Below are 26,113 nucleotides of genomic sequence, written 5' to 3'. Positions count from 1 at the left end.
AGGCCGGCCGGCCGTGGCACAGGACGCGACGACTGGCGGGTCCGCGCCCGACGACGGGGCGACGGACACGGCCACGAAGGACGCGTCGCACAGGGACGCGCTGTTCGGCGCGGGAATCCGGCTGGCCCCGGAGGACTGGCGTCGGGCACGCTCGGCGGACAAGGCGGCGATGGTCCGTCGCCTGCCGCACATCGTTGCGATGGTGCTGCGGTGGAGCTGGTCGGTGGATCGGGTCGCGCTGGTGCTCGTCGTCGGTTGCCAGCTCCTGTCGGGCGTCGTCATGGCCGTCAACCTGCTTGCCCTGCGCGACCTGTTCACCGGGCTCATCGCCCGCGACGGAAGCCTGCCGACGCTCCTGCCGCCCCTCCTGGTCGTCGTCGCCGCGTCGGTTTGCGGAGGGACCTTCAGATCGGTCAGCCTCCGGTTCTCGGGGCGCCTGGCCCCCCGGGTCGCGCACGCGGCCCAGAGCGAACTGCTCGGCAAGGTCGCGTCCGCACGGCTCAGCGCGGTCGAGGACCCGGAGGTCAACGACCTGGTCGCGGCGGGCCGGCGCGGTGTCGACGCCCTCAAGCGGGTGATCGACAGCAGCGTGCAGATGTGCAGCGGGCTGATCTCCGTGGTGACCGTGGGCTCGGTCCTGGTGGTGCTCGACCCGCGGCTGCTGCCCCTGCTCTTCCTCCCCCTGGTGCCGCGGGCGTGGGCGTCGATCCACATCGCCGGCCGGTGGCACGCCTCGATGCGCCGCAGGCAGCCCCTGTTGCGGCAGCTGGACATACTGGCGCGGCTGCTCACCACCCGGGAGGCCGCGGAGGAGCTGCGCGCCCACCGGGTGCAGCGCTTCCTGCTCGGCCACCACGACCGGCTCTCGCTCGAGTCGGTGGCGGAGGAGATCTCGCTGGCGAACCGCGAGGCGCGGGTCCAGATGGCCACGAGCGCGGCCGCCGGCGGCGCGATGATGCTGACCTACGGGCTTCTGATCTTCGCGGCTGTCGAGGGGCAGATCCCCCTCGCCTTCGCGGCGACCGCCGCGCTCGCCATCCGGTCGGCGACGATGAGCATCGGCTCCCTGCTCATCCAGGGTCAGCAACTCTTCGAGGACACCCTCTACGTCTCCGACTGGGAGGAGGCGTGCCAGCGCGCCGAGGAGCTGTCCGACGGCGGGGGCGGGGAACCGGTCACGGCCGCACCCGCCACGATCGCCACGAGGGCCCTGACCTTCCGCTACCCCAGCTCACCCACGCCGGTGCTGCGCGGCGTCGACTTCACCGTGCGACGCGGTGAGGTCGTGGCCCTGGTCGGAGCCAACGGCTCCGGGAAGTCGACCCTGGTCAAGCTGCTCAGCGGGCTCTACCTGCCCAGTGCCGGCAGCGTCGAGTGGGACGGGGTGCCCACGAGCGAGCTGGACAGGGCCACACTCCGTGACCACGTGGCGTTGGTCGCGCAGAAGCCCGTGGAGTGGCCCTTCACCGCCTCCGCCAACGTGGCGATCGGCCGCTCGCAGATCGCCGCCGACGCGGGCCGCCTGCGTTCCGCGGCCGAGGCGACCGGGGCGGACCAGGTCATCGACAGGCTTCGGGACGGTTGGGACGCGCTGCTCGCGCCGGAGTTCTGGGGCGGAACGAACCTCTCCGGCGGCCAGTGGCAGCGCATCGGCCTGGCGCGGGCCTGGTATCGGGGCGCGCAGCTGCTGATCCTCGACGAGCCGACGTCCGCGTTGGACCCGGAAGCGGAGATCGACATCTTCGACCGGACCATCGAGTTGGCCAGGCAGGGACACATGGTCGTGCTGGTGACGCACCGGCTCGCCGCGCTGTCGCGGGTGGACCGGGTCTATGTCTTCGAGCGCGGCGAGATCGTGGAGCACGGGCACCACGATCAGTTGATGCGGGCCAACCAGCGATACGCGGACATGTATCGCCTGCAGGCCGCCCAGTTCGCCCGCCGTCCCGACCAGGGCCTCTCCCTGGCCGCCGCCGACACCACGGCCGGATAGGGGGTCTCATGGCTGATCGTGGACGAGGTCCAGCCCGGCACGGGACGGAGATCCGTCCATCAGCCGGACCAGCGCGGCTCCCACGGAGTTGCGCTCGTAGAGCACATGGCGGCCCACCCGGCGCCGGCTCACCAGCCCCGCCTCCGTCAGGGTGGCCAGGTGCTCGGAGACGGTGCTGGGAGCGAGCCTGAGCTCGTCGGCGAGTCCCGCCGTCGTGTTCGGGTGACCCACCGCCTTCAGCACCGTCGACCGGCCTCTGCCGATGAGTACGCCGAGCTTGCACGGGACCCCGTCCCCGGCGTGCGGGGCCGAGACCTCGCCGGGGTCGCCGACCGCCTCCGCCAAGGCCGCCACTCCGCCGGCCTGGTAGACGATCACGAGGTTTCCCGCGTCGTCCGTCAACGTCGCGGGAGCGCCGGTGTGGAAGATCAGCGGCATGACGTAGGTGTGGCCACGGTCGGCCCGGGAGTCACCGCGACGACACCACTGGGCGCCGTGGCGTGCCGACACCCGGGTCAACAGCGCGGCGGGCCCCTCGGTCGCCAGCGTCTTGGCCCGAAGCAACAGCTCGTCGTCGAGCAGGACGCCCATCCGGTTCCAGAACGGCGCCAGCGCCAGCTGCCAGTACGCGCCGAACCCGTCGGCCAGCCGGTGCAGCGCCACGCTCGGGTGGTCAGGCATCGCCGGTGCCCCGTCGCGCGGGACGCGCCCGGCCAGCCATTCGGCCAGCACCGGGTCCGCGCCGGAACGCAGGGCGGCCAACTCCTTGCGCAGGGCGGGCCCGGTGGCGGCGGTCAACGGTCGCACGACCACTGGCGAGGGAGCCTGGTCCTGCGCCTGCCACCACCGCACGGCCGCCAACTGTGGACTGCGCTGGAGGATCTGGTAGGCCCGTTGGGACCAGCGCGCGTAGGGCCATGGGGCTCGGTTGCGGTGGCGTCGAAGAATCGTCAGGCTGGAAAGCGTCTCCCACAACTGGCTGGTGGTTATCCGCACGCCGGCACTGTCGACCCCCGAGGACTCATCGGGCATGTTCGGCGCCCCGCGCAGGCGCGACCCGTGCGTCATAACGTCGGACGCCCCAATTCCCCGACAACGGGCGACGGTGCCAACGGATCGCATGGGGGGAAGCCGCGGGAACGGAATGCATGCTTTCGCCGCCGCCGGACGACAAAGCCGCAAGAACCGTAGTGCCGGGTATTCGCCGAAATCTGGCAATGACTCTGCTATCTGCCACAGGAAACCCCCGTATCGCATGGCGAAAGCTCAACGATCTACACGCCCAGAAATTCGCAGCGCGGTGGGACGCCACTCTCAGAGATAGAGTGTCGTGCATGCGCTTGAATGACCGTAGCACGGATGCCACGAACACGCGGGCCCCGCAGTAACCGTCCACCGACCCCCGGCTAATGCCCGCCGCCCGCGGCAAATGAGACAGACCGGCAAACTGCACCCAACATCACGCGAATCTCGACTTCGGCCGCCCACCGAAATGGCGCAGCCGGCCGACGCACTCCTTACCGGACATTGGCTGACGCGCGCGGGCACTGCCGGTAGCAGCGGCCGGGGTCACGCCGGCTCGGGAACCGGACCCGTGTAGCCGCTGCTCCACCGGAACCGGTTGCTCGGCTGGGCGTACTCCTCGACGACGTGCGCGATCCAGCCCGCCGTCCGGGCGACCGCGAAGATCACCTCCGCCGCGCCCGGGCCCATGCCGGCCGCGTGCGCCAGGGCGGCGAGGGCGAAGTCGACGTTGGGCAGGGCGTCCCGCCGTGCCGCCGTCGCGACCAGGTCGTCGAGGGTCCGCCGCAGCCCGCCCCCGACGGGCAGTCGCGCGACGAGACCGAGCAGGGCGGCAGCGCGCGGGTCGCCCGCCGGATAGAGCGGATGCCCGAAGCCGGGCAGCCCGCCGGTGCGCAGCCATTCGGCGACCACGGTCGGCGACCCGTCCCGCAGGGCGGCCTCGACCATCCGGTGGACGCTGCCGCCGACCGCGCCGTGCATCGGCCCGTCCAGCGCGCCGAGGCCCGCCAGCACCGCCGCGTACGGGTTGGCCCGGGTCGACGCCGCCACGCGTACGGCGATGGTCGAGGCGGCCAGGTCGTGGTCGGCGAGCAGGACGAGCGCGGCGTTGAGCGCCCGCAGCCCCGCCTCGGACGCCGGCACGCCCGTCAGCCGGGGCCACAGCCGGGCCGCCAGGCCGTCGTCGGCGGGGGCGTCGCCGGCGAGGGGCAGCGCGTCGACCATGGTGGACAGCAGCGCGGGCGCGAGCGCCGTCACGGTGGCCGGCGCCAGGTCGAAGCGCAGCGGGTCCATGGCCGCCGCGACGGCGACGATCACCGGCAGCCGGTCGAAGATCCGGGCCCGGCCCGGCAGGTGGCGGGCCGCCTGCCGCGCCCGCTCCAGGGTCTCCGCGGAGGCCGTGAAGACCTCGCGGTGCCGCTGCCCCGTCCACAGCCAGCGGGCCACCTCCTCGAACGGGGTCACCGGCGCGAGCTTCGCCGCGTCCAGCCCCCGGTAGTGGAGTCGCCCGTACGCGATCAACGTGGTGGCGGTGCGCATGGCGGGTGCGGCGTCGCGTTCGGGGCGGGTGGCCCGGGTGCGGGCCGCCAGCCGCTCGACGTCGGCCAGCCGGAAGCGGCTGGTCCGCTCGCCGGGGACCTTGACCCTGGCGAGCAGCCCACGGCTGACGTACGCGTAGATCGTCTCCGGTTTGACGCGCAGGCGGTGCGCCACCTCGGCGGTCGTCAGCAGCTGGTCCGCGGGCATGTGGCCATGCTCTCATGTTGACTGGATCAACGTTGACTGCGGTCGTCGGCCGGCGTGAGGCTGCCGGCATGGCTGACACCATCACCGTTCCGCGCGGGCTCGCCGGCGTCGTGGTCACCGACACCACGATCGGCCACGTCCGCGGCCACGAGGGCTTCTACCACTACCGGCAGTACTCGGCGATCGACCTCGCCGAGCGCCGCACGCTGGAGGACGTCTGGGCGCTGCTCATCGACGGCCGCCTCCCCGCCGAGCCCAAGGCGCTGCACCACGAGATCGCGCCGCTGCGCCACATCCCGCCCGCGGTGGCCGCCGCGCTGCCCGACATCGCCGCGGCCTCGGCGTCGCAGGATCCGATGGGCGGGCTGCGCGCCGCGCTGGCCGTCGCCGGCCTGGCCGCCGGCGCCCGCCCCCTCTACGACACGCCCCCCGCGCAGCGGCGGGCCCAGGCGATGGCGCTCTGCGCGCTGACGCCCAGCCTGCTGGCGGCCCTCTACCGGCTGCGCGCGGGCCTGGCGCCGATCGAGGCCCGCGACGACCTGTCGCACGCGGCGAACTACCTCTACATGATCACCGGCGAGGAGCCGTCCGAGCCCCACGCGCGGGCCGTCGAGCGCTACCTGATCTCCACCGTCGACCACGGCTTCAACGCGTCGACCTTCACCGCCCGCGTGGTCGCCTCCACCGGCGCCGACCTCTACGCCTGCGTCGGAGCCGCCCTCGGGGCGCTCTCCGGCCCCCTGCACGGCGGCGCGCCCAGCCGGGCCCTCGACACCCTCGACGTCATCGGCTCCATCGACCGCGCCGACGCGTGGCTGCGCCGGCGCATCCTCGACGGCGAACGGATCATGGGCTTCGGGCATCCGATCTACCGCACCGAGGACCCGCGCTCGCGCATGCTCAAGGAGATCGCCCGGTCCCTCGGCGGGCCGCTCGTGGACCTCGCCGTGGCCGTCGAGGAGCGGGTCCTGTCGCTGCTGGCGGAGCTGAAGCCCGGCCGCGAACTGCACACCAACGTCGAGTACTACGCGGGCGTCGTGATGCACCTGTGCGGGCTGCCCCGGGAGATGTTCACGCCGACCTTCGCCACCAGCCGGGTCATCGGATGGTGCGCGAACGTGCTGGAGCAGGCCGGGGACACGAAGATCATCCGGCCGGACTCGCGGTACGTGGGACCGCCCCCGCCGCAGCCCGTGCCCTAGCCGCGACACGGCCGGGGCCAGGCCCGCCGTACGGGGTGTGACACGTCCACGCCCGGATGTGATCCATTCCGCACGGCGGCCCCACCGGCGTCACACTCGGCGGCACCGGCGACCTCCTGGTTGGCGAGTCGGGACGAGCCCGTCCCGGCCCGACCCAACCTGGAGGCCGCAATGCGTACCGTGATCCGTGACGTTCGGGTGTTCGACGGACGGCGCACCGTGGAACGGGCCGACGTGTTCATCGACGGCGACCTGATCGTCGAGCCGGACGACCGACCGGTCGACGTGCGGGTCGACGGCACCGGCAGGACCCTGCTGCCCGGCCTGATCGACGCCCACACCCACACCTTCGACGGCAGCCTCGCCCAGGCCCTCGCGGCCGGCGTCACCACGGAACTGGACATGTTCTGCCTGCCGGAGAACCTGGCCCGGCAGCGCCGGCTCGCCGCCGACCGCGACGACGTCGCCGACCTGCGCAGTTCCGGCCTGCTCGCCACGGCCCCCGGCGGGCACCCCAGCCAGCTCATGGCCGCCATCGACGCGCAGGCGCTGGCGGCACTCGGCAACGCCGCCGGCCCGTTCCCCACCGTCGCGGAGGTCGCCGACGCCGCGCCGTTCGTCGCCGCCCGGGTCGCCGAGGGCGCCGACTACATCAAGATCGTCGTCGACGACGGGGCCACGCACGGGGCCAACCTGCCCGTGCTGACCCCCGACATCGTGGCCGCCCTCGTCGACGCGGCCCACGACGCCGGCCTGAAGGCCATCGCGCACGCGATCACCACCCGGGAGGTCACCGTCGCCCTGGACGCCGGCGTCGACGGGCTGGCGCACGTCTACGCCGACGCCGAAGCCGACGACGGGACCGCCCGGCGGCTCGCGGACCGGATCGCGGCCGAGGGCGTCTTCGTGGTCACCACCCTCGCCTACTTCGAGGCGATCGGCCAGGGCACGGCCGCCGACCACATGACCCCCGCCACGGCCGCCAACGCCGTGCACGCCGCCCGGATGCTGCGCGAGGCCGGCGTCGCCCTGCTGGCCGGCACAGACGCCACCCCGTTCGCCCCGCAGCACGGCACCGCCATGCACCGCGAGCTGGAACTGCTCGTCACGGCCGGCCTGACCCCCGCCGAAGCCCTCGCGGCGGCCACCAGCCTGCCGGCCGAGCACTTCGGACTGACCGACCGCGGTCGCGTCGCGCCCGGCCGCCGCGCCGACCTGCTCCTCGTCGACGGCGACCCCACCACCGACGTCACCGCCACCGCCGCCGTCGTCGACGTCTGGCGGCGCGGCGTACGCCAGAACCGGCAGCCGGCCCTCGCCGACGCCCGGCGGAAGTGACGGCGGACGACGTGACGACGAACGCCCACCTCGCGGCCACCCCGGCCGCCGCCCGGTGCCGGTCCTGGCTGCTGTTCCGCGCCACGGCCACCGTGGCGGCCCTGCTGGTCCTCGGCCAGGCGGCGCTGGCCGGCGGCTTCCTCTCCGGCCACTACGACGCCCTCGCCGCGCACGCCCTCAACGGCGGCCTGGTGGCGCTCACCCTGCTCGTGCAGGCGGTCACCGCCCTCGTGTGGTGGCGGGCCAACAGGGGCCCGTCGTGGCCGGTGCGGGTCACCCTGATCCAGCTCCTGATCACCGCCGCGCTGATCCCGCTCGGCGAGCAGCGGATCCTGACCGTCCACGTACCTCTCGCCGTGGGCCTGACCGTGGGCGTGACGCTGGCGCTCGTGCGCGCCTGGCGCCCCGCGCCCGGCCCGGGGCGGCGACGCACGCCGGCCGCCACCGGCACGGAGGTGGCCGCGTGAGACCACGCGTCACCCGCCGCCGGTTCCTCGGCGCGAGCGCCGCCACCGTCGCGGCGGTCACCGGCGGCGGCTGGCTGGCCGGCCGGGGCCTGCTCGGCCCCGGCGAGCCGGGCCGGCTGCTGCCCAGCGAGGTGCCGCCGCCCCGCCCCTACCAGGTGCCGCTGCCCGTCCCCCCGGTGCTCGCGCCGGTCCGCACCGACGCGACTACCGACCACTACGAGATCGTCCAGCGGCCGGCCGCGCTCAGCATCCTGCCCGGCCTCACCACCGAGGCGTGGACCTACCACGGCAGCTTCCCCGGCCCGACGATCCGCTCCCGCGCCGGGCGGCGCACCGTCGTGCGGCACCGCAACACCCTGCCCCACCCGACGGTGGTCCACCTGCACGGCGGGCACACCCCCGCCGACAGCGACGGCTACCCCGCCGACCTGATCATGCCGGCGGGCGGGACCACCGCGGCGCCGGCCGGGCACGACGGCCACGGCCACCACCACGGCGGCCACCCGCCGGGACGGGTCAGCGTCGGGGAGCGGGACTACACGTACCCGATGCGGCAGCGGGCCGCGACGCTCTGGTACCACGACCACCGGCACGGGCACACCGGCGTGGCGGTCTGGCGCGGGCTCGCCGGCTTCCACCTGGTGCACGACGAGGAGGAGGACGCCCTGCGGCTGCCCACCGGGGACCGCGACCTGCCGATCATGATCGCCGACCGGTCGTTCGCCGCCGACGGGTCGCTGCGCTACCCGCTGGTCGACCCGAACCTGCGCACCCCCGGCGTCACCGAGCCGTACATGAACGGCGTGCTCGGCGACGTCATCCTGGTCAACGGCGCGCCCTGGCCGGTGCTGGCGACCGACCGGGCCCGGTACCGGCTGCGGTTGCTCAGCGCCTCCAACGCCCGACGCTACCGGCTGGCGCTCGATCCCCCGCCGCCCGGCGGTGGCGGCGTGGTGCAGATCGGTGGCGACGGCGGCCTGCTGCGACATCCCGTCCGCCACGACGAACTCGACATCTCGCCCGCCGAACGCTTCGACGTGCTCGTTGACTTCTCCCGCTACCGGCCGGGCACCCGGGTACGGCTGGTGAACCGGCTCGGCCGCCCGCTGGCACGGCCCCGCCTCGGCACCACCGAGGTGTGGCGCCTGATCAGCGACTTCCACCACCCGGTGCACGTGCACCTGGACCCGTTCCAGGTGATCAGCCGCAACAACCGGGCCCCCGGCCCGTACGACGCCGGCTGGAAGGACACCGTCGACGTACGCCCGTCGGAGGCGGTCGAGATCGCCGTCCGGTTCACCGATCACGCGGGCGCGTTCATGCTGCACTGCCACAACCTCGAACACGAGGACATGGCGATGATGGCCGACTTCGTCACCACGTAGGACCGGGAGTCCTCTCCCCCGGCCGTCGGCGTTCGGGGCGGGGCCGCCGGTGGTCCGGCCCCGCCCGACCGGCGGGCTCACCGGCGACACCTGTCTCATCGAACGCAGGTGGCGCTCGGATCGAGCGGACATCGACGGCGTAGCCGGCCTCCGTTTCCGCCGCTCTCCCAGGGCCAGCCGACGTCGAACGCGACCGGAGCGGACGCCGAACGGCTCGCCCGCCGGGCGGCGCTCGTTACGCAACGTCACCGGTCACCGCGGTGGTCGATCCCGGTCCTTTGTTGGCGCGCCGACCACCGACGAAGGTTCGGCGCCATGGTGACCCGAGTCACAGGAGGAAGTGCACCTGCCTGCGGACGTGGTGTCGTCTAGCTGATCGTGAGACAGAGTCCCGACGAGGAACACCTCGTCCGCCGCATCGCCGCCGGCGACCGGCGCGCGTTCGACGAGCTGTACCGGCGCACCTCGCCGTGGCTGCTCGCCCGGCTGCGCCGCCGGTGCGCCGACGACGACGTGGTCGCCGACGTGATGCAGGAGACCTACCTGGCGGTGTGGCGGGCGGCCGGCAGCTTCGCCGGATCCGCGACCTCCGGTAGCGCGGTCGGCTGGCTGTGGACCATCGCGGCGCACCGCCTCGTCGACGCGTTCCGCCGCCGCGCCCGGGCTGGGCAGGTGCCCGCCGTGCCGCTGGCCGAGACGGTCGCACCGGCTGCCGAGGACGAGGTGCTGGCCGGCCTGGTCGGTCACGAGATGGAGCAGGCGCTGCTCGAACTGCCGTCCGACGCCCGCGAGGTGCTGCGCGCGATGGTGCTCGACGGGCTCTCCGTACGGGAGACGTCGGTGCTGCTCGGCGTGCCGGAGAACACGGTCAAGTCCCGGGCCCGGCGGGCCCGGATCGCCCTTCGGGAGGCGCTGTCATGACCACCCACCCCAGTCCCGCCGTGCTCGCCCGCTACGCCGACCGGGAAGCCGACCTCGACGAGGTCACCACCTGGTCGGTCGAGGTGCACCTGGAAGCCTGCGCCGACTGCCGCGCCGGGTTGGCGACCGGCAGCGACGACCTGCTCGCCCGGGTCGCCGCCACCCTGGACGCCGCGATCGCCACCGGGCCGGCCCCGGCTCCGCGCCGCCGCTGGTCGGCGGCCCGACGCCGCTGGTTCGTCTGGGCCCTGCTGCCGTGGCTGACCATGACACTGGCCGTCCTGGCCTGCGCGGTCCTGATCCAGTCGACGCTGCCGGGCTTCCCGGCGCTGGTGCTGCTGCTCGCCCCGGTGGCTCCGCTGCCCGCGGTTGCTGTCGCGTGGAGCCGGCGTTTCGACCCGGCCTGGGAACTGATCGCCGGTACACCGACCGCCGGACTGGCGATGCTGCTGCGGCGTACTGCCGCGGTGCTTGCCGTGATCGTGCCGGCGCTCGCCCTGGCCGGCGCCCATGTCGGGGTCTCCCTGGCCCTGGCGCTGCTGCCGTGCCTGGCCTTCACCGCCGCCACCGTCGCGCTTGGCGCCTTCGTCGGCGTCCGCCGCGCCGCCGCCGGGCTCGGCGCCGCCTGGACGCTCACCGTCATCACACCGACCGTCGTCACGAGCGACCTGCCCGCCGTGCTGCGACCGGGCACCGCGCCCGGGTGGGCTCTGATCACTCTCGCCCTGGCCGGCCTGGCCGCCACCCGGGCCGACCACTTCCGCCGGCTGACCAGCCACGGCTGACCAGCCACGACCAAGGAGCAACAGATGCGTACGGTGAGCGCGGCCGAGACGGCCCCCACCCTTCACCCCTGGGCGGTCCACGCCGAGGGACTGCGCGTGCGAGCCGGCCGACACATGGCCGTGGACGGGCTCGACCTGGCTCTGGGCACCGGTGTGCACGGTCTGCTCGGGCCCAACGGCGCGGGCAAGACCACCCTCATGCGGGCGCTGGCCACCGTGCTCAAGCCGGCCGGCGGCCGGCTTGAACTGCTGGGCGAGCAGGTGGACGCCCGCACCGACCTGCGACGCGTACGCCGAGGGCTGGGCTACCTGCCGCAGCAGTTCGGATTCTACCCACGCTTCACGGTGCGCGAGTTCGTCGAGTACATGGCCTGGCTCAAGGAGATGCCGAAGCAGGCCGTACCCGGCGCGACCCAGCGGGCGATCGAGCGGGTCGGCCTGGCCGCCAAGGCGGAGGCGCGGATGAAGACGCTGTCCGGCGGCATGTTGCGCCGGGCCGGCATCGCCCAGGCGATCGTCAACGATCCGGCGGTACTGCTGCTCGACGAGCCCACCGTCGGTCTGGACCCGGAACAGCGCCTCGACTTCCGGGAACTGTTGCGCGACGTGGGCACGGACAGCTGCGTACTGGTCTCCACCCACCTGGTCGAGGACGTGGTGGCCGCCTGCACCGATGTCGTCATGGTCAACGAAGGCCGCCTGGTCTTCCAGGGCACGCCGGCCGAACTGACCGCGCAGGGCGCCGACGGCGACCCCGGCGACAGCCCTGCCGAGCGCGGCTACTCCGCACTGCTGCGGCGCCACCGGGCGGTCGCCCGATGAGCCGCGTCCTGGGCATCGAGCTGCGCCGCTCCGCGGCGATCGGCGCCGCCGTCAGCCTGGCCGTCGTCGGTTCGCTGGCCATGTACTTCGCCGAGGGGATCGCGTTCTCGGCCGGCTGGATGCAGCTGGCGATGACTCAGCGCTGGTACCTGGCCCTGCTCTGGCCGCTCATGCTGGCCGCGGGCGCCTGGCAGGCCCGCCGGGAGCACCGCTCGAACGTGGGCGAGCTGTTCGCCACCACTCCCCGTCCCGTACCGCAGCGGGTGCTGCCGACGCTCGCCGCGATGGCCATCGCCGTGGTCGCCGGATATCTGGTGATGGGGCTTGCCGGCGCCGCCTGGATCTTCGGTACCGCGGGCTACCTGCCGGTGGCGGTCTTCGTCGTCACCGCCGTCGGCGCGCTGGCGCTGATCGCCGCGGCCTGGCTCGGCCTGGCCGTCGGCCGGCTGCTGCCGTCCCCGGTGACCGCTCCCGCAGTCGGTGTCGCGGGACTGGGCCTGCTGTTGACGGTGCCGTTCGCCACCAGGCCGTTCGGGTGGCTGGCCCTGATCCTCTCGCCGATGGTCGAGATGAACATGCCGGACGACTACGCCACCGTCCCCGGCCGGGTCAGCGCCGCGCAGAGCCTGTGGCTGGCCGGACTGGCGGTCGCCGCCGCGCTGCTGTTCGCCTCCAGCGGCTGGCGCTCCCGGGTCGCGGCGGTGCTGCCCGTGGTCGTGGGCGTAGCGCTCGCCGTCACCGTCGTGCCGCACGAGAACCGACTCGTCACCGACGCGGTCGACCCGGTGGCACGCGAGCTGGTGTGCGCCGACGGGGAACCGCGGGTGTGCGTAAGCCGGGTCCACGAGCGGCGGTTGCCCGAGGTGACCGCACCGGCCCGCGAGGCCCTGGCCCTCCTGAAGAAGCTGCCTGGCGCCCCGACCCGGGTGCACGAGGACACCTCCGTCTTCCCGGACACCTACGTCGAGTTCCACGCCGACACCGTCCTGCTGCGCGTCGACGCCGACCGGAAGGGTCGCCTGGCGAACGGGTCGAGCGTGCTCACCGACGTGCTGACCGGGGCTTTCGCCGGCCCGCCGACCTGCGAGGACGCTCCCGCCTGGGCCGACCGGCTGGCCGCCGCCCACTGGCTGACGGGCACCAGGCCCGCGCCGCCGGACCGGGACCAGAACGGCCGGCCCGAGCCCGGCGACGTCTCCGAGGACCCGAGCGTCGAGGCCACCGAGGTGTGGCAGCGGCTGCGCGCCATGCCCGAGGAGGAAGCGACGTCCCGCGTGGCCGCCCTGCGGCAGGCCGCGGTGAACTGCCGGCCCGGTGAGGGAGTGCTCCGATGAGGGGGTTGCGCCTCTACCTGAGATCCCGCCGCGCCCCCGTCGCGATCGGCACGGCCGCCGGCATCCTCGTCCTGATGTGGGTGCTGTGGGAGACGAGCTCCGACAGCCCCGAGGCGGGCTCGCAGATGGTCGTACTGAGCGTCCTGCTGATGGTCGCCGCCCTGACGATGACGCTGAGCGGCCCCGACGACGAGCTGGACCGGACCGGCGCGCTGGCCTGGCCGGCCCGTCGGGCCCTCCATCTGCTGACCGCCCTGGTGCTCATCGGCGGCCTGCTGCTGATCACCCGGTTCACCGGCGCCCGGTTCGGTCCGATGTCGCTGGTGCTCCGGGACACCGCCGGCCTGCTGGGCTTGACCGCGCTGGGCGCTGCCGTCATCGGTACGGCCAAGGCATGGTTCCTGCCGCTGGGCTGGACCCTGGCCGCCGTCCTGTTCCCCCGGGGCGACAACCTCCTGGGCCGCGTCCTGACCTGGCAGACGCAGGAACCCCCGAGCAGGGCCGCGGCCGTCACGGCAGCCACGCTGGCCGTGACGGGCCTGATCGCGTACGCGGTGACCGGGCCGGCCCGCAGAGCGCCCGCCGATGCCGCCGCACCGTGAGGCATCCCTCACGCCTTGCTGGGCCGCTTCGACCACGCGCTGTCCCAGGTCGCCACCGGTGGATGTCCGTCATCACTGAGCGCGCCCAGCAGGCGCAGCCCGTCCTCGGCGGGGCTGCCGGGTGGCGCGGACAGCACCAGCAACTCCATCCCCGATTCATCCGGCAATGAGAAGTTCTCCTGGTGCAGTTCGAGCAGTCCGACCAGCGGGTGCCGGTACGCCTTGCGGCCATGCGTGCGGGCGCGCACGTCCGCGCGCGCCCAGAGGCGGCGGAAGCGCTGGCTGCCCATCGCCAGCTCGCCGATGAGCGAGGCCAGGCGCGGGTCGTCGGGGTATTTCCCGGCGGCCAGGCGCAGGTGCCCGACCACGTCGAGGGTGCATTTCTCCCAGTCGGCGTACAGGCCGCGCTCGGCCTCGTCGAGAAAGATGTGCCGGGCGGTGTTCAAGCCCGGCAGCTCCCGGCCGTAGAGGAGCCTGGCGAGGCGGTTTCCGGCGGCCACGTCCAGCCGGTGGTCCAGGATCAGGGCGGGCGCGTCGGTGACCAGGTCGAGTACGCGGAGCAGCTCCGGCCGCAGGCGCCCGCTGGGCGACCTCGCGGGGCGGCGGCGCTGCCGGGCGAGCCGGTACAGGTGCTCGCGTTCGGTCTCGTCGAGGCCGAGGACGCGGGCGAGCGCGTCGAGGACCTGTTCGGAGGGCTGGGTGGCGCGGCCCTGCTCCAAGCGTACGTAGTAGTCGACGCTGACCCCGGACAGGTGCGCGACCTCTTCGCGACGCAGCCCTTCGACGCGGCGGCGGCTGTCGGTGGGGATGCCGACGGCGGAAGGGTCGATCCGGGAGCGCCGGGTGCGCAGGAAGCCCGCGAGATCGTCCATGTGCTCAGTATGGCTGCGGTGACACACGTGAAGGTGGTCCTGTCGTTACCAGGAAGTCCCGTCCGACGGAAGAGGAGCCCCTGAACGACGCAGCCCTGGCGGCCGAGCATCTGTGGCGACACACCTCCTTGAAGGGAACAGCCATGAAGACGCTCATCGTCTACGCCCACCCCGAGCCGCGTTCGCTGAACGGCTCGCTGAAGGACCTCGCCGTGTCCACGCTCGAAGCCGCCGGGCACGAGGTGCGGGTGAGCGACCTGTATGCGATGAACTGGAAGGCCGTGGTGGACGCGGCGGACTTCGGCGCGCACGCCACGAGCCCGCTGCGGGTGGTGCCGAGCTCGGGTGGGGCGTACGACGCCGACGCCCTCACGGCCGACGTGGCAGCCGAGCAGGAGAAGCTGCGGTGGGCCGACACGGTGATCTTCCAGTTCCCGATGTGGTGGTACACGATGCCGGCGATCCTCAAGGGCTGGGTGGACCGGGTGTTCTCCTTCCACTTCGCCTACGGCGTCGGAGCGCACGACGAGACCCGGTACGGCGAGCGTTTCGGTGAGGGAACGCTGCAGGGGCGGCGGGCGATCCTGTCGGTGACCCTCGGGGGCCCGGAGTCCCACTACACCGATCGCGGGATCAACGGCCCGATAGAGGACCTGCTGTTCCCGATCCACCACGGGATCCTGTACTACCCGGGCATGGAGGTGCTGCCGCCGTTCGTGTTGTACGGCGCCGACAAGATCACCGGCGGCGACTTCGAGGACGCCGCAAAGGCGTGGAAGGAGCGGCTGCTGTCGCTGGAGACGACCGAGCCGATCGCGTTCCGGCGCCAGAACTTCGGTGACTACGAGATCCCGTCACTGCGCTTGAAGGAAGGCCTGGAAGTGCCGGGCCGCAAGGGTTTCGGCCTGCACGTACGGGGTTAGCCGCCGAGGAGGGCAGGACCGATCCGGGGCGCGAGCCCGAGGATCAGCCGTCGGTCGTGGTCGCGGATGTGTTCGTCGACCTTGGGTAGGGCTGCCGCCACCGATCACCGCCACGCCCAACGTCGCGGATCACTCGACTTACGAAACACGCCTCAGGCCGCCGCCACGATGCCGTTCGGTGGGGGCGTCAGGCGGGTGAGTATGCCGGCGGCGGCGACGACACAGCAGGTGGCCACGATGCCGAGCAGGAGGGGGTATCCGCCGCCGGCGTGCAGGACAGCGGCGCCGCCGAGAGGGGCGGTGGCCTTGGCGACGGTGACGGGGGCGGCGAGTCGCCCGGCGATGGTGGCGTAGGCGGTGGTTCCGTAGCGGTCGGTGAGGAGGGCGGGGGTGGCGAGGCTGGCGATGCCGAAGCCGAGGCCGAATCCGGTGACGGTGACGACTGCTCCGACGCCGGTCCCGGCGGCGAGGGGCATGGCGAGGACGGCGACGGCCTGGACGGTGAAGACCGTGGCGACGATCGTGGTGACCGGGAGTCGGCGCCGGGCACCGGTGAGGACGAGTCGTCCGGTGACGGACAGGACGCCGAGCAGGCCGGCGGCGGACGCGGCGAAGGTGGCGGAGTGGCCGCGGCTGGTGAGGTAGCCGACGAGGTGCACGCCGATGGTGCTGGTGGCGGTGCCGTGGGCGACGAGGGCGGCGGCGAGGACCCAGAACCGGGGATCGCGCATCGCGGCGCGCGCCGCCGCCCGCCGCGAGGTGCGGTCCGGTCGCGGTCTGGAGGTGGACGCCGTGACGTGCGGCGGCTTGCGGACGGTGAGGGCGTGTAGCGGCACGGTCGACACGCCGTGGACGGCGGCGAGCGCGAGTAGGGCGCCGCGCCAGCCGAGGTGGGCGACCAGGTGGCCGGTGAGGGGCATGAATATGGTGCTGGCGAACCCGGCGACGACGGTGACCGCGAGCAGGGCGGTGGGTCGTCGGTCGGGGGCGAACCAGGAGACGATGACGGCGAAGGCCGGTTCGTAGAGGACCATCGCGCCGGTGATCCCGATACCGGTCATGACGGCGTAGAGCTGCCCGATGGTCTGGACCTGGGACCAGGCGATCAGCAGCCCGGTGGCGGCGATCGAGCCGACGGTCATGAGGCCGCGTCCGCCGTGCCGGTCGAGCCACCTGCCGACGGGGACGGCCATCAGCGCGCTGGCGAGGACGCTGGCGGTGAGCGCCCCCGTGACGGCGGTGGTGGAGGCCTCAAGGCTGGCGGCCATGGGGGTGAGCAGGACCGCGTAGGCGTAGTAGAGGGTGCCGTAGCCGACCGTGGAGGTGACGGCGAGGGCGGCGACGATGCGCCACTCGTGGCGCCCGCCGGCCCTGGAGCCGGCGGGCGCCGTCGTGGAGGTGGTCATCAGCCGGCGCAGCAGCCACCGGTCTGGGTGGTTGCCGGAGTGTCGAGGCTGATCAGGTTCAGCGGCGCGGACAGCAGACCCCCGGAGACGCCGGTGGCGAGCCCCTTACCGACCGGCTCCGGGACGGGGCCGCAGCAGCTGTCGGCGCCGGTGGCCTCGGCGGGGTTGCTGTTGCACACACCGGTTTCGGGTAGGTCGAGCTGGACGTCCCGGGCCGCGGTCCAGTCGCCGGCGAGAGCGGCGACGACGGAGCGGACCTGCTCGTAACCGGTGGCCATCAGGAACGTCGGCGCCCGGCCGTAGCTCTTCATGCCGACGGCGTAGTAGCCGGGCTCCGGGTGGGCGAGCTCGTCGACGCCGTGGGGCGGGACGGTCCCGCAGGAGTGCTCGTTCGGGTCGATCAGCGGGGCGAGCGCCCGGGCGGCGCCCATGACCGGGTCGAGATCCAGGCGCAGCTCGGCGGCGATGGAGTGATCGGGCCGGAAGCCGGTGGCGGCGACGATCCGGTCGACCGTGACGGACTCGTCGGTGCCGCCGGTGTGACGGACGACGACGGTGACCCGCCCCTCGGCCGGGGTGACGGCGTGGACGGAGAAGCCGGTGAGCAGGCGGATCCGGCCGGCCTCGACGTGATCTCGCAGGCGGGAGCCGAGGGCGCCGCGGGCGGGCAGGGCGTCGGCGTCGCCGCCGCCGTAGGTGCGTGCCGGGGACGCGGAGCGGATCGCCCAGGTCACCTCCGTGCCAGGTGCCCGCGTGGCGAGGTCGGCGAGGGAGAGCAGGGTGTTGGCGGCCGAGTGACCGGCGCCGACGACGAGGGTGTGCCGACCGGCGAACCGGTCCCGGTCGCCGCCGAGCACGTCCGGCAGGGCGTGCTCCAGGTGCGCGGCGGCACCGGTCTCACCGCGGGCGGGCAGGCCGGAGGCGCCGAGGACGTTGGGGGTGCCCCAGGTGCCGGAGGCGTCGATGACGGCCCGGGCGAGGATCTCCTCGCCGGTGGTGAGGCGGATCAGGAAGGGGGCCTGTTCGCGTCCGCCGGTGCGGAGGCGGTCGAAGCCGAGGCGGCTGATCGCCTCGACCCGGGCGCCGTAGCGCAGGTGGGGCTTGAGCTGCGGAAGCTCGGCGAGGGGCTGCAGGTAGTCGGCGGCGAGGTCGCCGCCGGTGGGCAGGGCGTCGAGGTCGGGAGCGACCCAGCCGGCGTCGTCGAGCAGCCGACGGGCGGCGGGGTCGATGTTGTACCGCCACGGGGAGAACACCCGCACGTGGCCCCACTGCCGCACGGCGGCGCCGGCGACGTCACCGGCCTCGAGGACGGTGAAGGGAAGACCGCGCTCGTGCAGGTGAGCGGCGGCGGCGAGGCCGACCGGGCCGGCGCCGATGACGGCGACCGGCAGCTGGTCCAGGGTGCTCATCAGAAACTCCTTGTGTCGATGTTCATCGAATCAGAATGGTGCAGTAGGGCGCGGGCCCACGGCGGCGGTTGTGGGGCGTCAGGTGATGGTGGGGCTGCGGCGTTCGAGGAGGATCACGTCGCGCCAGCGGCCGTGGTGGCGGCCAACCCGTTCGCGGGTGCCGATGACCCGGAACCCGGCCCGTTGGTGCAGGGCGAGGCTGGCGGTGTTCTCGCCAAAGACGCCGGACTGGATGGTCCAGATGCCAGCGGCTTCCGTGGAGGCGATCAGGGCATCGAGGAGCAGTCGGCCGGTGCCGCGGCCGCGGGCGGCGGGGTCGATGTAGACGGAGTGTTCGACGACACCGGCGTAGACCATGCGGGTCGAGGTGGGTGAGACGGCGACCCAGCCGATGACGGCCCCGTCTGCGTCGCTGGCTACCAGCCGGTGGTCGGTCAACTTGCCGGCGTCGAACTCCGCCCAGGTCGGGGCGGCGGTTTCGAAGCTGGCGTCGCCGGTGTCGAGGCCGGCCTGGTAGATCGTCAGGACCCGATCGGCATCGTCGGCCGTCATCGCGCGGACGACGATGTCGACCATCAGCAAGCTCCGTTCGGGTGCGGGGCGGGGCGGCCCATGACGACGTCGGCAGCGGAGGGGAAGCAGCCGACGCACGCGTCGTTGATGCGGTAGAGGCGGGCGGTGCCGACCGGCTCGACAAGCACGAACCGCACCTCGGTGAGGATCTTCAGGTGTTGGGAGACGGTGGACTGCGCCAACCCGACCGCGGCGACGATCTCCCCCACGCTCATGGGCCGGGCATGTCGGGCGAGGTACTCGACGATCTGCACCCGCGTCGGGTCCGCGAGGGCCCGGAACCACGAGGCGTAGGTCTGCGCGGTCGTCCGGTCGAGCAGTTCGTCCACCATCCACCCCTCTATCGTTTATCGCCGATTGGCGATGGAAGTGTAGCGGGTGTCGTCGCGGCGAGACAGGCGGTGGCGACGACGAGTCGGGCGATCGCGGTCAGCGTGCGCGGCTCGACGCGGTCCGCGGTGTCGGCCGGGCTGTGGTAGCCGCCCATGCCGGCTCCGATGCCGACCGCGGCGAACCCGGCTGCCCCGTAGCGGCGGTTGTCGGACGCCACCGGACCCGCCGCGAGCGGGACGCCGGTGTGCCGACCGGCCTGGTCGAGCAGCGCCAGGAGCCGATGGGCCGGTCCACCGGCCTCGATCGCCGCCGCTGCGCCCAGCCGACCGGCGCCGTCCACGTTGACCACCAGCGGCGCGGCCCCTGCGGCGCGGAGTTGGGCGGCGTGGTGGGCGGAGCCGAGCGCGCCGACCTCCTCGCCGTCGAGCAGCGCGACCGACAGCCCGACGCCTTCCGCCAGCCCGGTCGACAGGACCCGGGCCACCTCGAGAACCACCGCGACCCCGCTCGCGTTGTCCGCCGCGCCGGGTTGGCGCAGCCCCGGGTGGTCCCCGACCCCGTCGTAGTGGGCCGTCAGCAGAAGGTCGCAGGCATCGGGCCCAGCCGGGGCGCCGACGACGGCGTGGACGTTGACACCGGTGACGTCGTCGCGTCGCAGCGGGGCGTTCCCGCTGAACCAGGCCCCCGCCACGCCGGCGGCGGCGAGGACGTCGCGGTGGGTGTCCGCGTCGAGAGTCAGGATGGGCAGCGGGCCGGGGTCGGGTCCGGCCAGGGCAGTGAACTGCCATCCGTCGGCGTCGACGGCCCGGCCCATCAGCAACCCGGCCGCTCCCTGGGCGTCGCGGTAGGCGTCGAACAGGCTGGTTCCCGCCGGCACGACGAGCCACCTGCCGGCGGGAGCGTCGCGTCCGGCCAGGCCGAGCGGCCCCCGGCGCACCTCGCTCAGCTGCGCCGAGGCGGCGTGGATCGCGACCTGCCGGCCGAAGGTGAGCGGCGCGGCGGTGCCGCCACCGCCCCACGTGGTCGCGGGAACCGCGTACACCTGTGGCACGGAGCGGACCGGGAACTCTTCGGTCGTCACGGAGGCACCGTGGCGGGTGAGCCGCTCGACGAGCCACGCCCGGGCGGCGGCGCCACCGGCCGACCCGACGCGTCGGCCCGCGAAGTCGTCCCCGGCGAGGGTGGCGACGGTGGCCGCCATCCGGTCGGCCGAGATCTGGCCGAGCAGGTCTGCCGGCAGGGCCGAGGTCATCCGCAGCACCCCTGTGCCGCCGTGGGGGCCCCGGTCTCGGTGCCGCAGCAGGAACCGACCACCTGTGCGGCCTCCGCCGTGCCGCAGCACCCGCCGACGGTAGCCGTCCCACCGGCGGGCGGCAGGACCGAGCCGACCGCCTGGGCGGGGCTCCCGCAGCAGGAGCCGGAGCCGGTGACCGCGAGGGCGGCGGTCGGGTCGCCGGCGAACCCGCCGGCGGTCTGGGTGTTCTCGCTCATCAGAACTTCCTTTCGGCTATCGGGGGCTGATCAGGGTGTAGACGGTGGTGCGGGCCTGTTCGTAGCGACGCTGGGTTCGCTGCGCGGGGGTGGACACCTCGGCGCAGGAGTCGCAGAACAGCACTTCCTCCGGGGCTGTCGACGACCGCCGGGTCTTGCCGAACATGACGATTCCTTCCCGACGAGCGCTTGTCTTGACGTCCGTCTAAGCAGAGACTTGCACGCTGATTAGAGAGATGTCAACCTAGAGGCATGTCAAAGCAACCGGCGCCGCTCGCCGTGATCGACCTGAACGCCGATGCGCCCTGTTGCCCGCCGCTCGCGCAGCGCCAGGTGCCCGCGGAGACGGCCGCGGTCCTCGCGCCCGCGTTCAAGGCCCTCGGCGATCCGGTGCGGCTGCGGCTGATGTCGATGATCGCCTCCGCCGAGGGCGGGGAGGCCTGCGTGTGCGACCTGACGCCGGCGTTCGACCTGACCGGGCCGACGATCTCGCACCACCTGAAGACGCTGCGCGAGGCGGGTCTGGTGGACGCCGAACGGCGCGGCACCTGGGTCTACTACCGGGCGCGACCGGGGATCCTGCGCCAACTGGCGGCCCTGCTCACCGTCGAGCCAGCCGGGCCGTGACGCCATTCGGCGCCGTGCACGACGCCGGCCGGACAGCGATCAGCGTGGTGCGCCAGCCGGGAACGGCGGGACACGCGCCGAGCCCGCCCTTCTGCGCCGCCCGGACGACAGGCGCGTGGCGAGGGCACGCATGACGCGGGTGGCGTCGCGGCTGACGCCTCGCAGCGTGTTCGAGGCGAAGGATCGCTGGAACTCCAGCCCCACGTAGGCCAGCCCCTGGTGGCTGGTGGAGAGTCCGCCCACCTGTCGGGGCATGCCGTGCGCCAGGGCGCCGAGGGGTTCCAGGTAGCCCAGGTCCGGGCGGTAGCCGGTGGCGAAGACGACCGCGTCGACGGGCTCGACGGTGTCGTCACCCCAGACGACGCCGTCGGGGGTGAAGGCGGTGAACATGTCCCGGCGGGCGAGCTGCCCGGAGGCGACGGCACGGCGGTAGACGCCGGTGTCGAGTACGGCGGCATGCCGGATCAGACGGGTGAGGACGCGCCGGGGGAGGCGGTCCGCGCCGGTGACACTCAGCCAGTGGTGCAGGTCCCGCCCACCGATGCGCTGCGGCAGGAACCGGACGGGTTCCCGGGTGGCGAGGGTGACGCGCGCGTGCGCCGCGAGTTCGTAGGCGACCTGCACCGCGGAGTTGCCCGCCCCGACGACGACGACCCGCTTGCCGGCGTAGGGACCGGGCCGGCGGTAGTCGGCGACATGCACCAGGTCGCCGGTGAAGTCGCCCCGGCCGGGCAGGTCGGGCAGGTACGGGTTGCCGAAGGACCCGCTGGCGGCGACGACACCGGCCGCGGCGATCCGGTCACCGGCGTCGGTACGGACGAGGTAGCCGCCGTCAGCGCGCGGGTGGACCTCGACGACCCGCACGCCAGTGCGGATCTCGACGTCGAGACTGCCGGCGTAGCGGCGCAGGTAGGCGACGACCTCGTCACGGTGGGGGTAGTGGTCGGGGTCCCCGGCGAAGGCCATGCCGGGCAGGGCGCTGTGGCGGGCGGGAGAGTACAGGGTCAGGCTGTCGTAGTAGTCCGGCCAGGAACCGGCCGGTAGGTCACCGGCGTGCAGGACGACCGGACGCAGGCCGACGGCGAGGGCGGCGCGGGCGGCAGCAAGGCCGGACTGGCCGCCGCCAACGATGATCAGGGGCTCGGTTCGAGCGGTCATGGGCAGATCATATCGTTATTTCGTTGAATGACAATATGAAGCCGACGAGGAAGGGTGTGACCATGAGCCAGACCGCCGACCAGTCGACCGGGCCACAGAGCGCCACTCCGGGTCTTGCGCCGCAGACGCAGGAGTTCCTCAAGGCTCTCGGCAGCCCCACCCGGCAGCGAATCATGGCGCTGTTCGCCCGCGGCGCCGAGATGTCCGTGGGAGAGGTCGCCGAGCGGGTCGGCATCAGCCAGGCCACGGCGTCGCAGCAGCTGACCCTGCTGCGACGCGGCGGAGTGGTCACCTCCCGGCGCGACGGCAAGACGGTGTTCTACCGGGCCGACCGGGATGGCGCCCTCACCGCCCTCGCGGACCTGAGTTCCTACCTGACGACCTGCTGCTGACGGCTGCGGCGACGCCCGGCCGGTCTCCCCCGGCACCCGCTACGAGAACCGGGCCGTCGACGAGTCCGCCGGCCTCGACCTGGTCGGCTGCGGCCGATCCACGACGAGATCGAACGCCGCTCCGCCGCCCGCCGAACGAGGTCGGCGTCCCGGCCTCATGACCTGGCTCACGGGCGGAGCGTGAGAGCCAGCAGCCGGGTTAGCATCATTCCGTGCTGATATCACGTGACGCTGATGTGATCAGGTTGCTGGCCGATCCCCTCCGTGCCCGCATCGTCGAGCTGCTCGCCGACGGGCCTGCCTGCACCTGTCACCTGGTTGAGGACACCGGGGCCCGGCAGTCCAACGTCTCCAACCACCTACGTGCCCTGCGGGAAGCCGGACTCGTCGCCCCCGAGCCCCGCGGCCGCTACACCTACTACCGCCTCGACCCGCAGGCGCTTGAGGCAGCCGCCCGACACCTGGGTGACCTCGCCCGGCGCGCACACGCCAGCACAGACAACCCACGGGAATGTCCATGAGCACCGCCACCCGAGCCGACCAAGCCCCACCGGTGGCGGCCCGCCTGTCGCGCCTCGACCGGTTCCTGCCGGCGTGGATCGGCCTGGCGATGGTCGCCGGTCTGCTGCTCGGCCGGGCCGTTCCCGGGCTGGACGACGCTCTCGACGCGGTGCAGATCGGCGGCATCTCCCTGCCCATCGCCCTCGGCCTGCTGATCATGATGTATCCGGTGCTGGCCAAGGTCCGCTACGACCGCCTCGACACCGTCACCGGTGACCGCCGCCTGCTGGTCTCGTCGCTGGTCCTCAACTGGATCGTCGGTCCCGCCATCATGTTCGCCCTGGCCTGGGTGTTCCTGGCCGACCAGCCGGAGTATCGCACCGGCCTGATCATCGTCGGCCTGGCCCGCTGCATCGCCATGGTCGTCATCTGGAACGACCTCGCCTGCGGTGACCGGGAGGCCGCCGCCGTCCTCGTCGCCCTCAACTCCGTGTTCCAGGTGCTCGCCTTCGGCCTGCTCGGCTGGTTCTACCTGTCGGTGCTGCCCGGCTGGCTGGGCCTGGACGGCGCCGCGCTGGAGGTCTCCGGCTGGGACATCGCCGGCAACGTGCTCGTCTTCCTCGGCATCCCGCTGCTCGCGGGCTATCTTTCCCGCCGCCTCGGCGAGCGCGCCAGGGGCCGCGACTGGTACGAGCGGCGATTCCTGCCCAGGATCGGACCCGTCGCCCTGTACGGACTGCTGTTCACCATCGTCATCCTGTTCGCCCTGCAGGGCAAAGCCATCACCGACCGACCGGTCGACGTGGCTCGTATCGCCCTGCCGCTGCTGGCCTACTTCGCCCTCATGTGGGCCGGCTCCTTCCTGGTCGGCCGGGCCGTCGGCCTGAACTACGAACGCACCACCACCCTGGCGTTCACCGCGGCCGGCAACAACTTCGAGCTGGCGATCGCGGTCGCCATCGGCACGTTCGGCATCGCCTCCGGCCAGGCCCTCGCCGGCGTCGTCGGCCCACTCATCGAGGTCCCCGTTCTCGTCGGCCTGGTCTACGTGTCGCTGTGGGCCCGTCGCCGACTGTTCCCCGCCCCGGCACCCCGGCCGTGAGTCGCCTCGACTGCGGGTGCGCATCCGTCATCGGGATCCGCACACCACCGCGCCGCCGCGGTCTGCTGCGCGGCACCGCCCGCGACGCGGCCCACCACTCGGCAACCACTTGAACCTGGAGGACACGATGAGCGACAAACCCAGCGTCCTGTTTGTCTGCGTCCACAACGCCGGCCGCTCCCAGATGGCCGCTGGCTGGCTGCGCCACCTCGCCGGCGACACCGTCGAGGTCCGCTCCGCCGGCAGCGCCCCCGCCGACCAGGTCAACCCCGCCGCCGTGCGGGCCATGCGCGAGGTCGGCATCGACATCACCGACCAGACCCCCAAACTCCTGGAGTACGCCACGGCCGAGTCCTCCGACGTCATCGTCACCATGGGCTGTGGCGACGCCTGCCCCGTGTTCCCTGGCAAGCGCTACGAGGACTGGAGACTCGAAGACCCGGCCGGCAAGGGCGTCGACGCGGTGCGCCCGATCCGCGACGAGATCCGTACCCGGGTGGAGAAACTGCTCACCGAGCTATTCCCCACCGCCTGACCGCACCCTCGTCTCCGCCCGCCGGGTCCCACTCGACGGGTGGTACGCCCGCCGAAGGTCGCCGGGCGGGGAAGCTACGGTCAGCGGTGTCACGCGGAGGTCGCGGCGACGCAGAACTCGTTGCCCTCCGGGTCGGCCATCACGATGTGGTGCCCGGTGTGTTCCGCCAGGACGGTCCCGCCGGCCCGCACCAACCGCTCGGACTCGGCCCTGATCCGCGCCCACCGCTCGTCGGGGTCACCGTGCCCCGGCACCCGGACGTCGATGTGGAGGCGGTTCTTCGCCGTCTTCGGCTCGGGGACCCGGAGGATGGACAGGTGGGGCCCGACGCCCTGCGGGTCGCACAGCCACACCGCGTCGTCCACCGAGTCGCCCTCGGGCGGGTCGAAACTCGCGTGCCACTCCTCGCGGCTGGTGAAGGGCGCGGGTGGCGGCTCGTCCACATAGCCCAGCGCCGTCTTCCAGAACTCGCCGAGGAGCTTCGCGTCCGCGCAGTCGAGGGTCAGGTCGATTCTGGCTGCCATGGCGGGACGGTACCGCCCACCACCGACAGTCGAGGCGGGGCCGAGGAGCCGACGGCGGCTATCCGGCCAGGTGGAGCAGTCCCAGCGCCGTCGTGTCGCCGATCTCGACGCATGCCGTACGGAGCCGGTAGGTGCCCGGCTCCACCTCGACCAGGAGGCGGCCGGCCGGCTCGGTCTCGTCCCCGCCGAGGGCGGCGTCGAACAGCACGGCCGGCCCGTCCGTCGGCCAACTGCCGGCGTCCGCCCAGTCGGCCCGGTCGAACGCGTCGGGTACGAGCCGGACGACCTCGGCCTCGGAGTCGGCGCGGATCCATCGCACGAAGAGGCGGTGTCCGGGAAGGTAGGTGGTGGTGGCCGGCTCGTCGGCCAGGACGAGCGCCTCCGCGTCGCCCACCCGCAGGACGCCCGCGTATCCGTCGACCGCGCACGCCCGCCCGTAGTCGCCCCAGGTGTCGAGGTCGTCGGGGTCGAAGTCGTCGGGCACCCCGCGCCAGGCGGACAGGGCAGTCGCCGGCACGACGACCAGCGGCCCGCCGGAGCTGTCGATCCAGTGCGGGCCGCCGGCCGGTCTGCGCGTCACGGCGGGGTCTTCCGGGAGGTCGGACATGTCGCCGATGATCTCACCCGGACGCCTCCGGCGTCCCCGCGC

The 26,113-nt window shown here is 73.3% G+C and carries 29 protein-coding genes; 16 read left to right on the top strand and 13 right to left on the bottom strand.

What is annotated here, in order from left to right:
• Positions 1 to 13: 13 nt before the first annotated feature.
• Positions 14 to 1,993 (top strand): ABC transporter ATP-binding protein, encoded by a 1,980-nt coding sequence (locus tag ACWENR_RS06560; protein WP_452276044.1) that lies wholly within the window; start codon positions 14 to 16, stop codon positions 1,991 to 1,993.
• Between the two features lie 6 nt (positions 1,994 to 1,999).
• On the opposite strand, the gene ACWENR_RS06555 is transcribed toward ACWENR_RS06560, so the two are convergent.
• Complete coding sequence (locus tag ACWENR_RS06555; protein ID WP_452276043.1) at positions 2,000 to 2,989, bottom strand: ArsR/SmtB family transcription factor; 990 nt, start codon at positions 2,987 to 2,989, stop codon at positions 2,000 to 2,002.
• A gap of 573 nt (positions 2,990 to 3,562) precedes the next feature.
• Complete coding sequence (locus tag ACWENR_RS06550; RefSeq protein ID WP_452276042.1) at positions 3,563 to 4,762, bottom strand: citrate/2-methylcitrate synthase; 1,200 nt, start codon at positions 4,760 to 4,762, stop codon at positions 3,563 to 3,565.
• A gap of 68 nt (positions 4,763 to 4,830) precedes the next feature.
• Here ACWENR_RS06550 and ACWENR_RS06545 point away from each other — a divergent pair, with 68 nt between their 5' ends.
• The 9 genes from ACWENR_RS06545 (at position 4,831) to ACWENR_RS06505 (ending at position 13,618) form a co-directional block, all read left to right on the top strand.
• Complete coding sequence (locus ACWENR_RS06545) at positions 4,831 to 5,964, top strand: citrate/2-methylcitrate synthase (protein WP_452276041.1); 1,134 nt, start codon at positions 4,831 to 4,833, stop codon at positions 5,962 to 5,964.
• Between the two features lie 180 nt (positions 5,965 to 6,144).
• Positions 6,145 to 7,302, top strand: coding sequence for an amidohydrolase family protein (locus ACWENR_RS06540; RefSeq protein WP_452276040.1), 1,158 nt, complete (start codon positions 6,145 to 6,147; stop codon positions 7,300 to 7,302).
• An 11-nt stretch (positions 7,303 to 7,313) separates the two neighbouring features.
• Positions 7,314 to 7,769 (top strand): hypothetical protein, encoded by a 456-nt coding sequence (locus ACWENR_RS06535; protein ID WP_452276039.1) that lies wholly within the window; start codon positions 7,314 to 7,316, stop codon positions 7,767 to 7,769.
• Positions 7,766 to 9,154: a multicopper oxidase family protein gene (locus ACWENR_RS06530; protein ID WP_452276038.1), complete on the top strand. Its 1,389-nt coding sequence runs from the start codon at positions 7,766 to 7,768 to the stop codon at positions 9,152 to 9,154. The genes ACWENR_RS06535 and ACWENR_RS06530 overlap by 4 nt, the downstream gene beginning before the upstream one ends.
• Positions 9,155 to 9,532: 378 nt before the next feature.
• On the top strand, positions 9,533 to 10,075 hold the full coding sequence (locus tag ACWENR_RS06525; RefSeq protein ID WP_452276037.1) for an RNA polymerase sigma factor: 543 nt from the start codon (positions 9,533 to 9,535) through the stop codon (positions 10,073 to 10,075).
• Positions 10,072 to 10,860 (top strand): zf-HC2 domain-containing protein, encoded by a 789-nt coding sequence (locus ACWENR_RS06520; protein WP_452276036.1) that lies wholly within the window; start codon positions 10,072 to 10,074, stop codon positions 10,858 to 10,860. Before ACWENR_RS06525 ends, ACWENR_RS06520 begins: the two co-directional genes overlap by 4 nt.
• Positions 10,861 to 10,884: 24 nt before the next feature.
• Positions 10,885 to 11,682, top strand: coding sequence for an ABC transporter ATP-binding protein (locus ACWENR_RS06515; protein WP_452276035.1), 798 nt, complete (start codon positions 10,885 to 10,887; stop codon positions 11,680 to 11,682).
• Positions 11,679 to 13,016: a hypothetical protein gene (locus ACWENR_RS06510; RefSeq protein WP_452276034.1), complete on the top strand. Its 1,338-nt coding sequence runs from the start codon at positions 11,679 to 11,681 to the stop codon at positions 13,014 to 13,016. Before ACWENR_RS06515 ends, ACWENR_RS06510 begins: the two co-directional genes overlap by 4 nt.
• A complete protein-coding gene (locus ACWENR_RS06505) occupies positions 13,013 to 13,618 on the top strand; it encodes a hypothetical protein (RefSeq protein WP_452276033.1) in 606 nt (201 codons plus the stop codon). Before ACWENR_RS06510 ends, ACWENR_RS06505 begins: the two co-directional genes overlap by 4 nt.
• 8 nt (positions 13,619 to 13,626) lie before the next feature.
• Here the strand turns inward: ACWENR_RS06505 and ACWENR_RS06500 are convergent, their stop codons facing one another.
• Positions 13,627 to 14,490: a helix-turn-helix transcriptional regulator gene (locus tag ACWENR_RS06500; RefSeq protein WP_452276032.1), complete on the bottom strand. Its 864-nt coding sequence runs from the start codon at positions 14,488 to 14,490 to the stop codon at positions 13,627 to 13,629.
• Between the two features lie 143 nt (positions 14,491 to 14,633).
• Here ACWENR_RS06500 and ACWENR_RS06495 point away from each other — a divergent pair, with 143 nt between their 5' ends.
• Positions 14,634 to 15,413, top strand: a complete 780-nt coding sequence (locus tag ACWENR_RS06495) for an NAD(P)H-dependent oxidoreductase (RefSeq protein WP_452276031.1) — start codon at positions 14,634 to 14,636, stop codon at positions 15,411 to 15,413.
• A 152-nt stretch (positions 15,414 to 15,565) separates the two neighbouring features.
• Here ACWENR_RS06495 and ACWENR_RS06490 read toward each other — a convergent pair whose 3' ends face one another.
• From ACWENR_RS06490 to ACWENR_RS06460, 7 genes are all read right to left on the bottom strand, one after another.
• Positions 15,566 to 16,819, bottom strand: coding sequence for an MFS transporter (locus ACWENR_RS06490; RefSeq protein ID WP_452276030.1), 1,254 nt, complete (start codon positions 16,817 to 16,819; stop codon positions 15,566 to 15,568).
• Entirely contained in the window at positions 16,819 to 18,228 is a 1,410-nt protein-coding gene (locus ACWENR_RS06485; RefSeq protein WP_452276029.1) for an FAD-dependent oxidoreductase, read from the bottom strand. Before ACWENR_RS06485 ends, ACWENR_RS06490 begins: the two co-directional genes overlap by 1 nt.
• A gap of 78 nt (positions 18,229 to 18,306) precedes the next feature.
• On the bottom strand, positions 18,307 to 18,804 hold the full coding sequence (locus tag ACWENR_RS06480) for an N-acetyltransferase family protein (protein ID WP_452276028.1): 498 nt from the start codon (positions 18,802 to 18,804) through the stop codon (positions 18,307 to 18,309).
• Entirely contained in the window at positions 18,804 to 19,133 is a 330-nt protein-coding gene (locus tag ACWENR_RS06475; protein WP_452276027.1) for an ArsR/SmtB family transcription factor, read from the bottom strand. The genes ACWENR_RS06480 and ACWENR_RS06475 overlap by 1 nt, the downstream gene beginning before the upstream one ends.
• Before the next feature lie 8 nt (positions 19,134 to 19,141).
• On the bottom strand, positions 19,142 to 20,386 hold the full coding sequence (locus ACWENR_RS06470; protein WP_452276026.1) for a M28 family peptidase: 1,245 nt from the start codon (positions 20,384 to 20,386) through the stop codon (positions 19,142 to 19,144).
• Positions 20,383 to 20,625, bottom strand: coding sequence for a hypothetical protein (locus tag ACWENR_RS06465; protein WP_452276025.1), 243 nt, complete (start codon positions 20,623 to 20,625; stop codon positions 20,383 to 20,385). Before ACWENR_RS06465 ends, ACWENR_RS06470 begins: the two co-directional genes overlap by 4 nt.
• A 16-nt stretch (positions 20,626 to 20,641) precedes the next feature.
• Positions 20,642 to 20,791: a hypothetical protein gene (locus ACWENR_RS06460; protein ID WP_452276024.1), complete on the bottom strand. Its 150-nt coding sequence runs from the start codon at positions 20,789 to 20,791 to the stop codon at positions 20,642 to 20,644.
• Between the two features lie 86 nt (positions 20,792 to 20,877).
• Between ACWENR_RS06460 and ACWENR_RS06455 the strand changes: the two genes are divergently transcribed.
• Positions 20,878 to 21,252 carry an ArsR/SmtB family transcription factor gene (locus tag ACWENR_RS06455; RefSeq protein WP_452276023.1) on the top strand — a complete coding sequence of 125 codons (375 nt, stop codon included), beginning with the start codon at positions 20,878 to 20,880 and terminating at the stop codon, positions 21,250 to 21,252.
• Between the two features lie 39 nt (positions 21,253 to 21,291).
• On the opposite strand, the gene ACWENR_RS06450 is transcribed toward ACWENR_RS06455, so the two are convergent.
• Positions 21,292 to 22,410 (bottom strand): flavin-containing monooxygenase, encoded by a 1,119-nt coding sequence (locus tag ACWENR_RS06450; RefSeq protein WP_452276022.1) that lies wholly within the window; start codon positions 22,408 to 22,410, stop codon positions 21,292 to 21,294.
• Positions 22,411 to 22,472: 62 nt separating this feature from the next.
• Here ACWENR_RS06450 and ACWENR_RS06445 point away from each other — a divergent pair, with 62 nt between their 5' ends.
• The 4 genes from ACWENR_RS06445 (at position 22,473) to ACWENR_RS06430 (ending at position 24,940) form a co-directional block, all read left to right on the top strand.
• Positions 22,473 to 22,802: an ArsR/SmtB family transcription factor gene (locus tag ACWENR_RS06445; RefSeq protein ID WP_452276021.1), complete on the top strand. Its 330-nt coding sequence runs from the start codon at positions 22,473 to 22,475 to the stop codon at positions 22,800 to 22,802.
• Between the two features lie 212 nt (positions 22,803 to 23,014).
• Positions 23,015 to 23,323, top strand: a complete 309-nt coding sequence (locus ACWENR_RS06440; protein WP_452276020.1) for an ArsR/SmtB family transcription factor — start codon at positions 23,015 to 23,017, stop codon at positions 23,321 to 23,323.
• Positions 23,320 to 24,405, top strand: a complete 1,086-nt coding sequence (gene arsB, locus ACWENR_RS06435) for an ACR3 family arsenite efflux transporter (RefSeq protein ID WP_452276019.1) — start codon at positions 23,320 to 23,322, stop codon at positions 24,403 to 24,405. The genes ACWENR_RS06440 and arsB overlap by 4 nt, the downstream gene beginning before the upstream one ends.
• Positions 24,406 to 24,532: 127 nt before the next feature.
• The gene (locus ACWENR_RS06430; RefSeq protein WP_452276018.1) at positions 24,533 to 24,940 is read left to right on the top strand and encodes an arsenate reductase ArsC; all 408 of its coding nucleotides are present in this window, start codon (positions 24,533 to 24,535) and stop codon (positions 24,938 to 24,940) included.
• Between the two features lie 89 nt (positions 24,941 to 25,029).
• Here the strand turns inward: ACWENR_RS06430 and ACWENR_RS06425 are convergent, their stop codons facing one another.
• A complete protein-coding gene (locus ACWENR_RS06425; protein WP_452276017.1) occupies positions 25,030 to 25,464 on the bottom strand; it encodes a VOC family protein in 435 nt (144 codons plus the stop codon).
• 58 nt (positions 25,465 to 25,522) lie between these two features.
• On the bottom strand, positions 25,523 to 26,044 hold the full coding sequence (locus ACWENR_RS06420) for an Imm21 family immunity protein (protein WP_452276016.1): 522 nt from the start codon (positions 26,042 to 26,044) through the stop codon (positions 25,523 to 25,525).
• Positions 26,045 to 26,113: the final 69 nt, after the last annotated feature.

The sequence above is a fragment of the Micromonospora sp. NPDC004336 genome (assembly GCF_053602615.1).
This window is presented reverse-complemented; position numbering and strand designations above follow the sequence as displayed.

What these genes read in the sequence shown, in the direction of transcription:
- ACWENR_RS06550 (WP_452276042.1), bottom strand. Translation starts at nt 4,762, where the DNA reads ATGCCCGCGGACCAGCTGCTGACGACCGCCGAGGTGGCGCACCGCCTG.
- ACWENR_RS06545 (WP_452276041.1), top strand. Translation starts at nt 4,831, where the DNA reads ATGGCTGACACCATCACCGTTCCGCGCGGGCTCGCCGGCGTCGTGGTC.
- ACWENR_RS06520 (WP_452276036.1), top strand. Translation starts at nt 10,072, where the DNA reads ATGACCACCCACCCCAGTCCCGCCGTGCTCGCCCGCTACGCCGACCGG.
- ACWENR_RS06515 (WP_452276035.1), top strand. Translation starts at nt 10,885, where the DNA reads ATGCGTACGGTGAGCGCGGCCGAGACGGCCCCCACCCTTCACCCCTGG.
- ACWENR_RS06510 (WP_452276034.1), top strand. Translation starts at nt 11,679, where the DNA reads ATGAGCCGCGTCCTGGGCATCGAGCTGCGCCGCTCCGCGGCGATCGGC.
- ACWENR_RS06505 (WP_452276033.1), top strand. Translation starts at nt 13,013, where the DNA reads ATGAGGGGGTTGCGCCTCTACCTGAGATCCCGCCGCGCCCCCGTCGCG.
- ACWENR_RS06500 (WP_452276032.1), bottom strand. Translation starts at nt 14,490, where the DNA reads ATGGACGATCTCGCGGGCTTCCTGCGCACCCGGCGCTCCCGGATCGAC.
- ACWENR_RS06495 (WP_452276031.1), top strand. Translation starts at nt 14,634, where the DNA reads ATGAAGACGCTCATCGTCTACGCCCACCCCGAGCCGCGTTCGCTGAAC.
- ACWENR_RS06490 (WP_452276030.1), bottom strand. Translation starts at nt 16,819, where the DNA reads ATGACCACCTCCACGACGGCGCCCGCCGGCTCCAGGGCCGGCGGGCGC.
- ACWENR_RS06485 (WP_452276029.1), bottom strand. Translation starts at nt 18,228, where the DNA reads ATGAGCACCCTGGACCAGCTGCCGGTCGCCGTCATCGGCGCCGGCCCG.
- ACWENR_RS06480 (WP_452276028.1), bottom strand. Translation starts at nt 18,804, where the DNA reads ATGGTCGACATCGTCGTCCGCGCGATGACGGCCGACGATGCCGATCGG.
- ACWENR_RS06475 (WP_452276027.1), bottom strand. Translation starts at nt 19,133, where the DNA reads ATGGTGGACGAACTGCTCGACCGGACGACCGCGCAGACCTACGCCTCG.
- ACWENR_RS06470 (WP_452276026.1), bottom strand. Translation starts at nt 20,386, where the DNA reads ATGACCTCGGCCCTGCCGGCAGACCTGCTCGGCCAGATCTCGGCCGAC.
- ACWENR_RS06465 (WP_452276025.1), bottom strand. Translation starts at nt 20,625, where the DNA reads ATGAGCGAGAACACCCAGACCGCCGGCGGGTTCGCCGGCGACCCGACC.
- ACWENR_RS06460 (WP_452276024.1), bottom strand. Translation starts at nt 20,791, where the DNA reads ATGTTCGGCAAGACCCGGCGGTCGTCGACAGCCCCGGAGGAAGTGCTG.
- ACWENR_RS06455 (WP_452276023.1), top strand. Translation starts at nt 20,878, where the DNA reads ATGTCAAAGCAACCGGCGCCGCTCGCCGTGATCGACCTGAACGCCGAT.
- ACWENR_RS06450 (WP_452276022.1), bottom strand. Translation starts at nt 22,410, where the DNA reads ATGACCGCTCGAACCGAGCCCCTGATCATCGTTGGCGGCGGCCAGTCC.
- ACWENR_RS06445 (WP_452276021.1), top strand. Translation starts at nt 22,473, where the DNA reads ATGAGCCAGACCGCCGACCAGTCGACCGGGCCACAGAGCGCCACTCCG.
- arsB (WP_452276019.1), top strand. Translation starts at nt 23,320, where the DNA reads ATGAGCACCGCCACCCGAGCCGACCAAGCCCCACCGGTGGCGGCCCGC.
- ACWENR_RS06430 (WP_452276018.1), top strand. Translation starts at nt 24,533, where the DNA reads ATGAGCGACAAACCCAGCGTCCTGTTTGTCTGCGTCCACAACGCCGGC.
- ACWENR_RS06425 (WP_452276017.1), bottom strand. Translation starts at nt 25,464, where the DNA reads ATGGCAGCCAGAATCGACCTGACCCTCGACTGCGCGGACGCGAAGCTC.